Source organism: Marinitoga sp. 1138, assembly GCF_013363265.1.
GTDB lineage: Bacteria > Thermotogota > Thermotogae > Petrotogales > Petrotogaceae > Marinitoga > Marinitoga piezophila.
Window position 1 is genome coordinate 345,404 of sequence record NZ_LBFA01000006.1, and the last position, 13,168, is coordinate 358,571.

The 13,168-nt window shown below is 30.5% G+C and carries 13 protein-coding genes and 1 tRNA gene; 8 read left to right on the forward strand and 6 right to left on the reverse strand.

All coding sequences use genetic code 11. The annotated features are described in order from the left end of the window. Positions 1 to 3: 3 nt before the first annotated feature. Positions 4 to 1,137, forward strand: a complete 1,134-nt coding sequence (locus tag XO11_RS03525) for an amidohydrolase (protein ID WP_014296204.1) — start codon at positions 4 to 6, stop codon at positions 1,135 to 1,137. A 52-nt stretch (positions 1,138 to 1,189) separates the two neighbouring features. Here the strand turns inward: XO11_RS03525 and XO11_RS03530 are convergent, their stop codons facing one another. The 5 genes from XO11_RS03530 to XO11_RS03550 form a co-directional block, all read right to left on the reverse strand. Next, positions 1,190 to 2,140 (reverse strand): ABC transporter permease, encoded by a 951-nt coding sequence (locus tag XO11_RS03530; RefSeq protein WP_014296205.1) that lies wholly within the window; start codon positions 2,138 to 2,140, stop codon positions 1,190 to 1,192. Then, complete coding sequence (locus XO11_RS03535; RefSeq protein WP_041638808.1) at positions 2,137 to 3,171, reverse strand: ABC transporter permease; 1,035 nt, start codon at positions 3,169 to 3,171, stop codon at positions 2,137 to 2,139. Before XO11_RS03535 ends, XO11_RS03530 begins: the two co-directional genes overlap by 4 nt. A 23-nt stretch (positions 3,172 to 3,194) precedes the next feature. After that, on the reverse strand, positions 3,195 to 4,733 hold the full coding sequence (locus tag XO11_RS03540) for an ABC transporter ATP-binding protein (RefSeq protein WP_075780800.1): 1,539 nt from the start codon (positions 4,731 to 4,733) through the stop codon (positions 3,195 to 3,197). A gap of 190 nt (positions 4,734 to 4,923) precedes the next feature. After that, positions 4,924 to 6,015, reverse strand: a complete 1,092-nt coding sequence (locus XO11_RS03545) for a BMP family protein (protein ID WP_014296208.1) — start codon at positions 6,013 to 6,015, stop codon at positions 4,924 to 4,926. A gap of 5 nt (positions 6,016 to 6,020) precedes the next feature. After that, on the reverse strand, positions 6,021 to 7,958 hold the full coding sequence (locus XO11_RS03550; RefSeq protein WP_175418165.1) for a hypothetical protein: 1,938 nt from the start codon (positions 7,956 to 7,958) through the stop codon (positions 6,021 to 6,023). A 268-nt stretch (positions 7,959 to 8,226) separates the two neighbouring features. Here XO11_RS03550 and surE point away from each other — a divergent pair, with 268 nt between their 5' ends. Genes surE through XO11_RS03575 form a run of 5 tightly spaced genes read left to right on the forward strand, consistent with a single transcriptional unit; the run spans position 8,227 to position 11,702 of the window. Beyond that, complete coding sequence (gene surE / locus XO11_RS03555; protein ID WP_014296210.1) at positions 8,227 to 8,988, forward strand: 5'/3'-nucleotidase SurE; 762 nt, start codon at positions 8,227 to 8,229, stop codon at positions 8,986 to 8,988. Continuing rightward, positions 8,988 to 9,518 (forward strand): peptide deformylase, encoded by a 531-nt coding sequence (def, locus tag XO11_RS03560; RefSeq protein WP_014296211.1) that lies wholly within the window; start codon positions 8,988 to 8,990, stop codon positions 9,516 to 9,518. Before surE ends, def begins: the two co-directional genes overlap by 1 nt. After that, on the forward strand, positions 9,515 to 10,462 hold the full coding sequence (fmt, locus tag XO11_RS03565; protein WP_014296212.1) for a methionyl-tRNA formyltransferase: 948 nt from the start codon (positions 9,515 to 9,517) through the stop codon (positions 10,460 to 10,462). Before def ends, fmt begins: the two co-directional genes overlap by 4 nt. A gap of 4 nt (positions 10,463 to 10,466) precedes the next feature. Beyond that, on the forward strand, positions 10,467 to 10,682 hold the full coding sequence (locus tag XO11_RS03570) for a heavy-metal-associated domain-containing protein (protein ID WP_014296213.1): 216 nt from the start codon (positions 10,467 to 10,469) through the stop codon (positions 10,680 to 10,682). A 15-nt stretch (positions 10,683 to 10,697) separates the two neighbouring features. Next, positions 10,698 to 11,702: a lysylphosphatidylglycerol synthase transmembrane domain-containing protein gene (locus tag XO11_RS03575; protein ID WP_014296214.1), complete on the forward strand. Its 1,005-nt coding sequence runs from the start codon at positions 10,698 to 10,700 to the stop codon at positions 11,700 to 11,702. Between the two features lie 13 nt (positions 11,703 to 11,715). Here the strand turns inward: XO11_RS03575 and XO11_RS03580 are convergent. After that, positions 11,716 to 11,803: transfer RNA gene (locus XO11_RS03580), tRNA-Leu, on the reverse strand. 317 nt (positions 11,804 to 12,120) lie between these two features. On the opposite strand from XO11_RS03580, the gene XO11_RS03585 reads away from it, so the two are divergent. Continuing rightward, positions 12,121 to 12,294 (forward strand): hypothetical protein, encoded by a 174-nt coding sequence (locus tag XO11_RS03585; protein WP_014296215.1) that lies wholly within the window; start codon positions 12,121 to 12,123, stop codon positions 12,292 to 12,294. A gap of 4 nt (positions 12,295 to 12,298) precedes the next feature. After that, the gene (locus tag XO11_RS03590) at positions 12,299 to 13,054 is read left to right on the forward strand and encodes an ABC transporter ATP-binding protein (RefSeq protein ID WP_014296216.1); all 756 of its coding nucleotides are present in this window, start codon (positions 12,299 to 12,301) and stop codon (positions 13,052 to 13,054) included. Positions 13,055 to 13,168 lie beyond the last annotated feature (114 nt).

A 13,168-nucleotide genomic window follows, 5' to 3' on the forward strand; every position in this document is an offset into this window, starting at 1 on the left:
TTTATGAAGATTTTATTTAAAGGTGCAACTATCTATCCTATTACTTCAAAACCACTTAAAGGTGATTTACTTGTTGAAAATGGAAAAATCAAAAAAATTGCAGAAAAAATAGATGAAAAAGCAGATGAAATTGTAGATGTTTCTGGAAAATTTTTGTTTCCAGGATTTGTAGATGCTCATTCACATATTGGTGTATTCGAGGAAGGTGTGGGAATGTCATATCAGGACGGAAATGAAATGACAGATCCAAACACCGCACAGGTAAGGGTAATTGACGCTTTCTATCCAGAAGATGCTGCTATTAAAAGGGCTTTAGAAGGCGGTGTAACTACAGTAATGGTTTTACCTGGAAGTGCAAATCCAATCGGAGGACAGGGAGCAATTTTAAAGTTTAGATCAAATATAGTAGATGAAATGATAGTAAAAGAACCTGCAGGATTAAAAATGGCAATGGGGGAAAATCCTAAAAGAGTTTATGGAAATCAAAACAAAATGCCAGCAACAAGACTTGGAAGCGTTGCTGTAATAAGGGAATTCTTTTTAAAAGTTAAAAACTATATGAAAAAGAAAGAAAAAGAAGATTTTAATGAATATGATTTAAAGATGGAAATTGGTGAAAAAGTGTTAAAAAGAGAAATTCCTGCAAGAATTCACGCTCATAGGGCTGATGATATATTAACAGCTATTAGATTATCTGAAGAATTTGGATTTGACGTGGTAATTGAACATGCAACTGAAGCATATAAGATAGCAGATTATATAAAAGAAAAGAATATTCCTCTTGTTGTAGGACCATTATTTGGCTTTAGAACAAAATTAGAATTAAAAGATATGTCTTTCGACTTATTAAGAATAGTAAATGAAAAAGGTATTTTAGCAGGTTTAATGTGTGATCATCCTGTATTGCATTTAGAACATGCGAATGTTCAGGCTGCTCTCGGGATGAGATACGGAGCTAAAGAAGAGGATTTATTAAAAATGCTTACCATAAATGGTGCAAAAATTTTAAAAATCGATGATAGAGTTGGTTCATTAGAACCTGGAAAAGATGCCGATATTGCAATCTGGAATTATCATCCATTTGATATTAGAGCTAAAGCTGAAAGTGTTTATATTGAAGGAAAAAAAGTATTATAACCAATAATAAAAGCGGAATCCAAATCTGGATTCCGCTTTTATTATATTAAAATTATTCCTTTTCGTATGGGATACCATCTGCTGCTGGTGGTCTTGTCTTTCCAACAAATCCGCTAACAACAATTATTGTTACCAAGAATGGTAATAAATTAAGTAAAGCTTTCATTTCTGGTGGTATATCAAGAATAGATTGCAATTGAATATTTAAAGCATCAGAAGCTCCGAAAAGCAACGCTGCCCACATTGCACCAACAGGATTCCAGTTACCAAGAATCATAGCTGCTAATGCAATAAACCCTTTACCACTTGGCATATTTTCCTGGAATTGTCCTAATTCACCTATACTTAAATATGCTCCACCAAATGCAGCTAACAATCCACTCATTAAAACACCAAAATATCTAATTCCAAATACATTTACACCCAATGTATCTGCTGCTTTTGGATTTTCACCAACTGCTCTCATTCTTAATCCCAAAGGTGTTTTATAAATTAAGAACCAGCTTAAAGCAACTGCTATAAATGCGAGATATACAAAAATACTCATTTCATCGAATATTTCACCGATAAAAGGTACATTTTGTATAGCTTCAAATTTTACTTTTGGAATCTTTGCAACAAAGTCTGTTTGTCCTGAATGTCCAAATATTGGTTCCATTAAAAATGCTGTTAAACCTGTAGCAATAAGGATTAAAGCTGTAGCACTAACAATCTGATCTGCACTCCATCTAATTGAAACATATGCATGAAGCCATGAAAATAGAACTCCAGCAATTAAAGCTCCTGCTAATCCTATCCATGGGTTACCTGTGTAAAATGTAAAAACAACAGCTGTAAATGCTCCTAATTTCATAATACCTTCAAGAGCAATATTTGTAACACCGGTAACTTCACTAAAAACACCACCTAAAGCTGCAAATATTAAAGGAGTTGCACTCATTAACATCAATTTATAAAATACCGGACTTGTTAAACTTGCAATTATAGCTTCAAATACATTCATTTAGATTCACCACCTTTTGGGGATGAAAATTTCAAAATCCATGTTCTAACAATTCTATCTGCTGCAACAAAGAATATAATAATACCTTGAATTATTGTAACTATATCATCTGGAACCCTTGCAAATTGCATGGCATTTGAACCTGTTCTTAATGAAGATATAAGGAATGCTGCAAAGATGATTCCAATTGGATTATTCTGACCAATCAATGCAATTGATATACCATCAAAACCTTTACCACCGCTGAAATCAGCAAAAATCCTATGATGAATAGCCATTACTTCCAAAGCACCTGCTAATCCTGCTAAAGCACCACTAATAGCCATTGTTAACACTATATTTTTCTTTAAAGAAATTGCTCCTGCTTCTGCTGCATAAAGATTATAACCTACCGCTTTTACTTCATAACCTGTTGTTGTTTTTTCAAGTAATATATAAACCAGAAATGCCATTACTATTGAAATAATTATACCTGATGGTAATGTATTCGCCTGAACTGTCATTAAAGGTGGAAGTTGAGCACTTTGAGCAATTTCAGGTGACTTTGGAACTCCCTGACCAACAGCTAAAGGACCAACAACAAAGTAATTTGTTAAATACACAGCTATCCAGTTAAGCATTATTGTTGTAATAACTTCATGTGCACCTGTTGCTGCCTTTAAGTAACCCGCTATTGATGCCCAGAATGCGCCACCTAAAATTCCTGCAAGCATTGTTATCGGAATAGCAAATACAGGTGAAACATTACCTAAATTTATTCCAACAAAAGTAGCCGTTATAGCTCCCATCATCATTTGTCCTTCAGCACCTATATTAAATATACCTGCTTTAAAACCAAATCCTACAGCAAGACCTGTTAATACAAGCGACATCATTTTTGAGATATTTGCTGCCCATGCTGCCTTATCTCCAAATGCCCCTTTCAACATAACCCAATATGCACTTATAGGATTTTTACCTATTAATAAAATAACAATTGCTGCTATAAATAACGCAATTATAACAGATACTACTGGAACGAGAATACTCATTGCATTTTTAGAGATTTTATTTTTCAATTTGAATCCCCTCCATGTGACAGCTTTTCTTCAAGCTTTATATCTTCTAATTTATGACCAGCCATCATTAACCCTATTTCTTCTATTGTTACCTCATCTGGTTTAACTTCACCCATTATTTCTCCTTCATACATAACAATTATTCTATCAGAAAGAGATAATACTTCTTCAAGTTCCATTGAAACAAGTAATACAGCAACATCTTTTTCTCTGAGATTCAAGATTTCTTTATGAACATATTCAATAGCTCCAACATCAAGACCTCTTGTAGGTTGAGCAATAACTATAAATTCCGGATTAAAGCTAACCTCTCTTGCAATAACAACCTTTTGCTGATTACCTCCTGAAAGATTTCCTGTTGGTATTGTTCTATCTGGTGGCCTTACGTCAAATCTTTTTACAAGAATATCTGCATTCTTATAAATTACATCATGGTTTAAAAATCCATTCTTTGCAAATGGTTCTTTATAATGCTTCCCAAGAATCATATTGTAATAATTTGGAAATTCCTTAACCATAGCATATTTAAATCTATCTTCTGGAATATGACCAATATTTCTTTCTCTTAATTCTCTAACGGTTTTCTTTGAAACATCCTCACCTTTATATAAGTATTTTCCATTTTCTATTTTTCTAAGCCCTGTTAAAGCTTCTACAAGCTCTGTTTGACCATTACCTGCAACACCAGCAACTCCAAGAACTTCACCTTTTCTTATTTTAAATGATACACCTCTAACTGCATCTAAACCTCTATTATCCTTTATCCATAAATCTTCAACTTCAACAATGGTGTCTCCAGGTTCCTTTTCAGATTTTTCTACTCTTAAAACAACTTCTCTACCAACCATCATATTAGCAAGTTCTCTTGCATTTGTATCTTTAGCTGCAACATGCCCTGTAACTTTACCCAATCTCATAACAGTAATATTATCACTAATTTCCATAACTTCGTGTAATTTATGAGAAATAAAAATAATTGTTTTTCCATCTTCACGAAGTTTATTGATAATTTCAAATAATTCTTTTGTTTCCTGTGGAGTCAAAACTGCTGTAGGTTCATCAAGAATTAAGATTTCAGCACCTCTATAAATGGTTTTTAAAATCTCAACTCTCTGTTGCATACCTACTGGTATATCCTCGATTTTTGCATCAACATCTACAAACAAACCGTATTTTTCTGAAAGTTCTTTAACTTCCTTTCTGGCCTTTTTTAAATCAAATGTCATTCCTCTTTTTGGTTCAGAACCAAGAACTATATTTTCTGCAACTGTTAATGTATCCACAAGCATAAAATGCTGGTGAACCATACCAATACCAGCTTTTATGGCATCACCTGGACCTTTAAACACCTTTTTTTCACCAAAAATATAAATATCTCCGGATGTTGGTGTATAAAGTCCATAAAGCTGGTTCATCAATGTTGATTTTCCTGCACCGTTTTCACCGATTATAGAATGAACCTCTCCCTTTTTCACTAAAAAATTAACATGATCGTTTGCGAGAACTTTAGGGAAACGCTTAACAATATCTTTCATTATTACAGCGTATTCCTTTTTATTAATAGAAGAAAGATCTATACTCAACTTTTACACCTCCTGAACAAGCTGCTATTAGTTATTGTTAATACTTTATGAATATCTCACAATATTCATAAAGTATTAACAATTAAATTTATAAATGAGGCGGGAATAACCCGCCCCCTGTATTACTATCAATAAAATTCAATTAAAATGGAAATTCGATATCTGTTGTGAAGTTGTTTAAATCATTTTCATTATCAGGAACTACTAACATACCTGTTTTAATTGCATAATTTAAGTATTCAACTTCTGCTAAGATTCTTGAAGGAACCATACCTTTTGTGTATTTCATTGGTGATAATCCAACACCATCTTCCTGTGCACCTAATACTTCTAATCCACCTTTAAATCTGTTTCTGTATGCATCTCTTACACCATAATATGATGCATTGTCAACTCTCTTTAAAGCACTTGCTAAAACATAACCTGGTGCCATGTAATCCTGGTCTGAGTCAACACCAATTGCAAAGTATCCTTCGCCTTTTTCATAGTAAGCATCAACAATTTTTGCTAAATCAGCATTTGCATCTAAACCGTATACTTTTAATGATTTTTCTTTTGCAGCATCAATAACACCATTTCCACAAGCACCTGCTGCTGCGAAGATGATATCTGCACCCTGGTCAAATTGTGCTAATGCCATTGATTTACCTTTTGCAGCATCTGTAAATGAATCTGTATAACCAACAATAACTTCTACATTTTCTCCATAAATATCGTTGTATGCTTTAACACCTGCTACATAACCATATCTAAATCTTTCAACTGGTGGAATAGCGATACCACCAATAAATCCTACTTTTCCTGTTTTTGTCATAGCAGCTGCTAAGTAACCTACAAAGAATGCTGATTCCTGTTCTTTAAATAAGTATAATTGAATGTTCTTTGGAACATTTCCTCCTTCTGGTGGAGCAATATCAATACCTATGAACTTTGTTGCTGGGTATTGTGGAGCAACGTCAAATAATGCATTACTCATCATAAATCCTACAGCAATAACAACATCTGCTTCTTTTGCAGCGTTTGAAAGGTTATCTACATAGTCACTCTGTTCCTTTGACTGAATTACCTGAACATCAATTCCGTATTTATCTCTTGCTCTTAAAACTCCTGCCCAAGCACCATCATTAAATGACTTGTCACCTAATCCCCCAACGTCTGTTACCATAATAACCTTAAATGCAAATGAAGAAACTACAAATGCCAATACCAATAAGAAAAGAACTGCTTTCTTCATATACCTTACCTCCCTTTATGAAAATTTAGGATTAATAATCCGCTAAGTGCGGTGAATAATAACATTAATATACCAAATGTAGTATTAACACTAAACATTGTGGCATTTAAAACTGGATATTTAAATTCTGATAATACTTCAATTGTACCAGGTTTTATAAATGCAAGAATTGAAGCAACTGTCATAATACCCAATCCTACTAACTTAAACATTATCTTTTCATTTACAAAGAAGTATATAAAACCAAGTATCAACAATAACATTACCTTTGTTCCCCAGTCTGAAATCAAAGCTTTTAAATCAATTGGAATTGCCTTTTCTTCCGAAAATACATTTAACAGGTTAGCTTTATAGTCCTTTAAAACATTGGTTTTTATCATTTTACTTTCAATGTTTGATTTTAAAGTATTGGCAAAAACATCATCAGAATAAATCAAAATATTTTTCATATGTGCATTATACTCTTTTAATCTTGAATCTATATCTTTTTGTCGAATTTTTGAATTTCTCTCAAATTCTTCTAATGCTTTTTTATAATTACTGAATATTTCATTATATACATCTTTATTATCATAATACAATCCCTGTTTTAAAATATCAATAGAAGCCTTTCCATCTTCAAAATTAACATAATCTAAAATCTTCTTTTTTCCTGAATCCACTAAAAATTTCTTTAAAGATATTGTATATATATTTCTTGCTTCAGAATACTCTGCGGACAATTGTGAGCCAATAAATGCTATATCTTTATTAACAAAAGCATGAGGGAATAATAAAACATCATTTAATAAAGCCTTCTGCATAATAGAATTATGAAAATCTGGGTTTTCATCCATTCTTACCTCTTTTACATCTTTTACAAGAGGAACATTAACAATAAGCAATATTAACACAAGTAAAGATACATTTATAACTCTCCTTAACCAGTGCATATTTCTTCCAAAAGCCTGGAAGAACATTGTAATTAAAATCATGGCAAAGAATACCACGAAGAATGAACCATAAATAAATGCAGTTGTTATATCTTTTGTAAAATCAAAATATTTTATTATATATACACTTTCAACAAGAACTATACCGAGGAATAACCACTGGAAAAGATCCTTCTTTTTAAGCAATAAAATTAATATAATTAACCCAGCATAAACAGCAAACCTTATCCAATCATTGCTTCTTTCAATCTTTGCATTATCGAGGAATATATCTATAACAGCTTTTGTATCATTTTTTATTGTTTCTGGAACAAAAGATAAAACCTTTGAGGCAAGATCATCTATTTCTATTTCAAGATCTTCTCCTGTTAATCTTGTTTTGGATATCTCTAAAATTCCTTCATTTAGTATATCTTTATTTTCTTCAATAATTTTATCAAAAAATGCATCAGGTTTTCCTTCATATGTATAATATTCAGGAAATTCTAATTCTGCATTTCTATTTTTCATTCTTCTTTTAGTCAACGTTTTATTTGGCGAATCTTTTACAAGCCCTAATGAATATGCAATTGTATTCTTTATATACAAAAATCCTGTATCCTGTAAATATGAAGAATATTCTTCCATTGCAAGATAAAATGCAGGTAATGATCTAATACTTTCTTCAGACATATCCTTTCCTGCAAGAACATTTTGAACATAACTTAAAAATCCTGAAAATGCTATTTCCTGCTCTAAAGAATCAAATTTGTGCTGACTTGCAATTGAAGAAAGATGTTTTGAAATATATGAAGGTCTATCTGTATACTCAGCACTTCCTACCATCTGGGATTTATAGAATTTATAAAGCCCCATATTTTTCATTTCAGTAAAAAACCAGTTTAAATCCTCAGAATGGCTGTTATACTTATCTATATATTCCACATAATAGGTCTTTATCTCATTTAAATTCAACGAGAAAACGTTAACAACAAGTATTGAAAAAATAATTAGCCAGATATATTTTTTCACAAAAGCACCTCCTCAAGAATTTTCATTTTCAACATAATTATATCACAATCCTTAGAAAATTGCACATGCATATTATCATATTTTTCTTTTTATTTCAAGAACTATACTAAAGCGTTTTTATTAAATATATTATTTTAATTTAACCTGAACAGACTTCTTTAAAGTTTAAAGCAACTAATCCATTTTTTTTAAAGTACACATGGTATAATCATTATTACAGTAGTTTGTGAATGAAGTTTTATAAAAATTGTAATTTTGAGGTGATATAATGAATATTCTTGTAACAAATGATGATGGTATAATGGCACCGGGAATATATATATTAAAAAAACATCTTGAAAAAAAACATAACGTATATGTTGTTGCACCTGACGTTGAAAGAAGTGCCACAGGACACGCTATCACTATAAGAAACCCTCTATGGGCAAAAAAAATATATTCCAATGATGAATTCTTAGGATATGCTGTAAACGGAACACCAGCAGATTGTGTAAAATTAGGTTTAGATGCTATATTTAAAGATGTAAAAATTGATATGGTAATTAGTGGTATAAATAAAGGACCTAATCTTGGAACTGATTTACTCTATTCAGGAACAGTCTCAGGTGCTTTAGAAGGAGCTATGAATGAAATTCCTTCTATTGCAATTTCCACATCAGACTATCAAAATCCAAATTATGAAACAGCAGCTAAATTTATCCTTGACTTTCTTGACAAATGTTCTCTTGATATTCCCGAATTCACAGCACTTAACATTAATGTTCCAAGCGTAGAATATTCAGAATTAAAGGGTTTTAAAATAACGCGACAGAGTAGAAGAAGATATAAAGACTATTTTGAAGCACGAAAAGATCCTTTTGGAAATACATATTACTGGATGCTTGGAGAAATAATTGAAGATGACAATGAACCCGATTCTGATTATTATGTTTTAAAAGAAAATTATGTGTCAATCACACCTATAAAATCTTTCTTAACAGATTTTGAATTTTTAAATTCTTTAAAAGAAAAATTTGAAGGAGGAGAATAATGGATTTCAAGGTTAGATTAATTGGAGACCCTGTTTTAAGAAAAAAAGCAAAACCAGTGGAGAAAATAGATGATAAATTTAGAGAATTTCTTGAAGAAATGGCAGAAATGATGTACAGAGAAGATGGTGTTGGCCTTGCAGCACCACAAATAGGTATTAGTAGAAGATTTTTCGTGATGGATGATGGAAATAAATTAAGAAAAGTTATTAATCCTGAAATAATAAAATTTCTTGGTGAAGAAGTTTCATTTGAAGAAGGCTGTTTAAGTATTCCAAAAATATTTTTAAATGTAAAAAGACCAGAAGGTATTATTGTAAAATATACAAATGAAAATGGCGAAATAGTTGAAGAAGAATTGCATGAATATACAGCAAGAATTTTCCAGCATGAATATGATCATCTTGAAGGGAAACTGTTTATCGACAGAGTTGGGTTAGCTGCAAAAGCAAAAGTTAAGTCAAAAATAAACGAATTAATGAAAGAAGGAAGAAAAATTGCTAAAGAATTAGGGGAAGTTGATCTGCCATGAGAATAGTATTTATGGGAACACCTGATTTTGCAGCATCACATTTAGAAGGATTAATAAAAAACAATTTTAATGTTGTTGGAGTTTTTTCACAACCGGATAAACCAAAAGGACGTGGCAAAAAACTTCAGCCAACACCTGTAAAAAAAGTCGCAGAAAAATATAATATTCCTATCTTTCAACCAAAAAGTGTTAATAAAGGCAAGGGATTTGAAGCATTAAAATCATTAAAACCTGATATAATTATTACAGTTGCATTTGGCAAAATATTAAAAAGCAATGTAATTGAATTGCCAGAATATGGTTGCTGGAACGTTCATGCTTCTTTATTACCAAAATATAGAGGTGCGGCACCTATTCAAAGAGCTATAGAAAACGGAGAAACAAAAACAGGCATTACAATATTCAAAATTGTAGAAGCTTTAGATGCTGGACCAATTGCTCTAATGAGAGAAATACCTATATTACTTGAAGATAATCTTGAAAGTGTTTATGAAAAATTGGAAAAGCTTGGTATTGATGCTTTAATTGATTTTTTAAATAATTTCGAAAATTATACACAAAACCTTACACCTCAAAACGATGCAGAAGCAACATATGCACATAAAATCACCAATGAAGATACATATATAAATTGGTATGAAAATAATATGATTGTTTTCAACAAAATAAGAGCGTATGATCCCATTCCAGGAGCAAAAACTTTATTTAATGATGAAATAATAAAATTATTTAATGTATTACCACATAATAACAACAAAAATGATTTACCCGGAAAAATTCTTAACATCGACAAAAACGGTGCTGAAATTGCTACCGGTTCAGGAACAATTTATGTAAAAAAAATTCAATTTCCCGGAAAAAAACCCATAAATTTCTATGATGCATATAATGGAAGAAAAATAAATATAGGGGATACACTAAAAAATATAACAAAAGGAGAGTGATAACATGGCAGAAACATTTAACATGTACATGATAAAAGGTTTTAGAAATGAAAAAGATGCAGAAGTTATAAAGGAAATTCTCGAAAGTATTGATGGAATAAAGAAATTCAAAATTGAACCTGCATTTGGAGCAGTTGAACTCACATATGATGATGAAATTGTTACAAGAGAGCAAATCAGCCAAAAATTAAAAACAAAAGGTTTCGAACTAAAATATTAAAATAAGCTGTTAATCATGAAAAAGTATTTATATGGATTTTTATTTGCTTTCATTACATCTATTACATTATATATATTAATCTCAGGTTTTACAGGCTTTTATGAAAATATAAAAGCCTTTGCTTTTTTTAACTGGAAATTTTTATTAATCGCATTGTTAGTTATTATATTAAAATGGTTTATTGAAAGCTTTATAATAAAAATATTATTAAAAGATATTTCAATAAAACATGCTTTAAATTTTACATTGATAGGTCAATTTTATAGCTATTTAACTCCATTTTATACTGGAGGCCAACCTATTCAAATTTTATACATCTCAAGATTCGGAATAGATCCTGCAAGAGCTACAGCTATTATATTATTCAAAACATTTTTATTTCAAATTATTCTGGCCTCTTTTGGAGTTTTTTCAACCATATACTCCATACTCTATTTAAATATAGATGTTATAATTGCCTCTATAATTGGGACGTTATTAAATTTACTGGCTGTATTTTTAATAATATTTTATATAATTAACCAAAACGCTTCAATAAAAACAACACTATACTTTGCAAACCTTCTTAAAAAAATTGGTTTATTAAAAAATCCAGAAAAATATATAGATACAATAATAGAAAAGGTTAAAACATTCATACTAATATTCAAAGAAGAAGCTAAAAACTTCAAAAAAATAACTTTAATTGTATTCTTAAGTATTCTCCAATTTTCCTGTTCTTTCATGGTTTTACCAATTATACTCCAAGGATACGGAATAAACATCTCTTTAAATACAATCTCGCGTTCTATTATCACACAGATTAGTTCATCAATAATCCCAACACCGGGAACCGCTGGTGGTGCAGAAGGAATATTCTTATTATTATTCAAAGATATACTTAATATTCATAAATTAAATGCCACAATTGTATTATGGCGATTTAGTATTTATTATTTCGTTTTATTAATTGGTGGAATAGTCGTTCTATTAAATCACAAAAACAGCATAATGAAAAAAATAAAAAAACCGGCTGAGTAATCAGCCGGTTTTTTGGTGCCGAGGGCGGGACTTGAACCCGCACGGGATAAACTCCCACATGGCCCTCAACCATGCGTGTCTGCCGATTCCACCACCTCGGCAGGCGTCAGCAAAACCGTATAGATTATACAATAACTTATAGAATTTGTCAAGCACTTTTTTATTAAAATTCTTTTACCTTATTCTTTCAAACACCTATTTTTTGAAATTAATAATTTAGTATTGGTTTATTAACCTAACATTATTCTACTTATTCAAAAGTAAATTACTATTGATAAATTATGCCTGTATTATATTTTACATAGAAGCATAAAAAGAAATTTTTACATTTTGTATTTGTAAAATAAATATAACTTCAAAATAATGTATATATTTTTGTATTATTATATATATAGACCTACTAATGGGAGGTGTATATATGGACTATCAGAAGAAGAACATAAACATCTTATCTCAATACGATTTTCTTAAAACATTAAAAGATATTGAAAATGAAGAAGTTTTAAAGGATTTTACTAAAAAAAGATTCTTTAATTCCATAGAAAATGCAAATAAGGAGTCAGAATCAGATAAAATAAAATCAAAAGGGTGAAAACGTGATTTATGATATAGATACCCCATTAATAACCGCAAAAAACTTTTCATTATATATGAATAATAAAGAAGTGCTAAAAGCTATAGATATTGAATTATATCCAAATGATTCTGTTTTAATATATGGCGAGAGAAATTCTGGAAAATCCTCTCTTTTAAGAGCTTTTGTACATTTAAACGAGGAATTATTTGAAAACGTTTACGGAAAAGGTGAAATAAAATTTGGTGAAAAAGACGTTAGAGAACAGGATAAAAAATATTTAAGAAGTAATATTACATATGTTGAACCGCAATATTTACAAAATCTAAATTACATAACTTTAAAAGAACTCCTGAAGTTATCTTTAGGAGTAAGTCCTCAAAATTTATCCTATGAACACATTTCTTTATTAAAAAGATTGGATCTTGTTGATAAATTCCTCGATTTAAGTAATTTAAAATATTATGATAATTTATCAAATTGGTCATCAGCGGATAAATTATCTTTGCTTTTATTTATCTCACTTGCAAGAAATCCAAATGTTTTCATGTTTGATTCAATTTTAGATCATATAGATGATTCGTTATTAAAACGTATAAAAGATGTGATTAATGAAATAAAACAAAATAGAATTCTAATATTTGCAACAAGAAATCTCTTTAGATATTTAGACATATGCAACAGAGTTATTATCTTAAATAATGGAAAAATAGTTGCAGATACCACCCCAAACGAATTAATAATAAACTTCGAAAAAAACAAATTCAAAAACTTGTAACGAAAAAAGTATTGACAAAAAGGGAAAAAGATGGTAGAATAATCATGGTTTTTCAACCAGAAAGGTTGCCGAGGTGGCGGAATTGGCAGACGCTGCGGACTTAAAATCCGTTGG

Coding starts and splice junctions, on each gene's coding strand:
- XO11_RS03570 (WP_014296213.1), top strand. CDS start 10,467: ATGGCAGAAACATTTAACATGTACATGATAAAAGGTTTTAGAAATGAA.
- surE (WP_014296210.1), top strand. CDS start 8,227: ATGAATATTCTTGTAACAAATGATGATGGTATAATGGCACCGGGAATA.
- XO11_RS03525 (WP_014296204.1), top strand. CDS start 4: ATGAAGATTTTATTTAAAGGTGCAACTATCTATCCTATTACTTCAAAA.
- def (WP_014296211.1), top strand. CDS start 8,988: ATGGATTTCAAGGTTAGATTAATTGGAGACCCTGTTTTAAGAAAAAAA.
- XO11_RS03530 (WP_014296205.1), bottom strand. CDS start 2,140: ATGAATGTATTTGAAGCTATAATTGCAAGTTTAACAAGTCCGGTATTT.
- XO11_RS03545 (WP_014296208.1), bottom strand. CDS start 6,015: ATGAAGAAAGCAGTTCTTTTCTTATTGGTATTGGCATTTGTAGTTTCT.
- fmt (WP_014296212.1), top strand. CDS start 9,515: ATGAGAATAGTATTTATGGGAACACCTGATTTTGCAGCATCACATTTA.
- XO11_RS03540 (WP_075780800.1), bottom strand. CDS start 4,733: ATGAAAGATATTGTTAAGCGTTTCCCTAAAGTTCTCGCAAACGATCAT.
- XO11_RS03575 (WP_014296214.1), top strand. CDS start 10,698: ATGAAAAAGTATTTATATGGATTTTTATTTGCTTTCATTACATCTATT.
- XO11_RS03535 (WP_041638808.1), bottom strand. CDS start 3,171: ATGAGTATTCTCGTTCCAGTAGTATCTGTTATAATTGCGTTATTTATA.
- XO11_RS03585 (WP_014296215.1), top strand. CDS start 12,121: ATGGACTATCAGAAGAAGAACATAAACATCTTATCTCAATACGATTTT.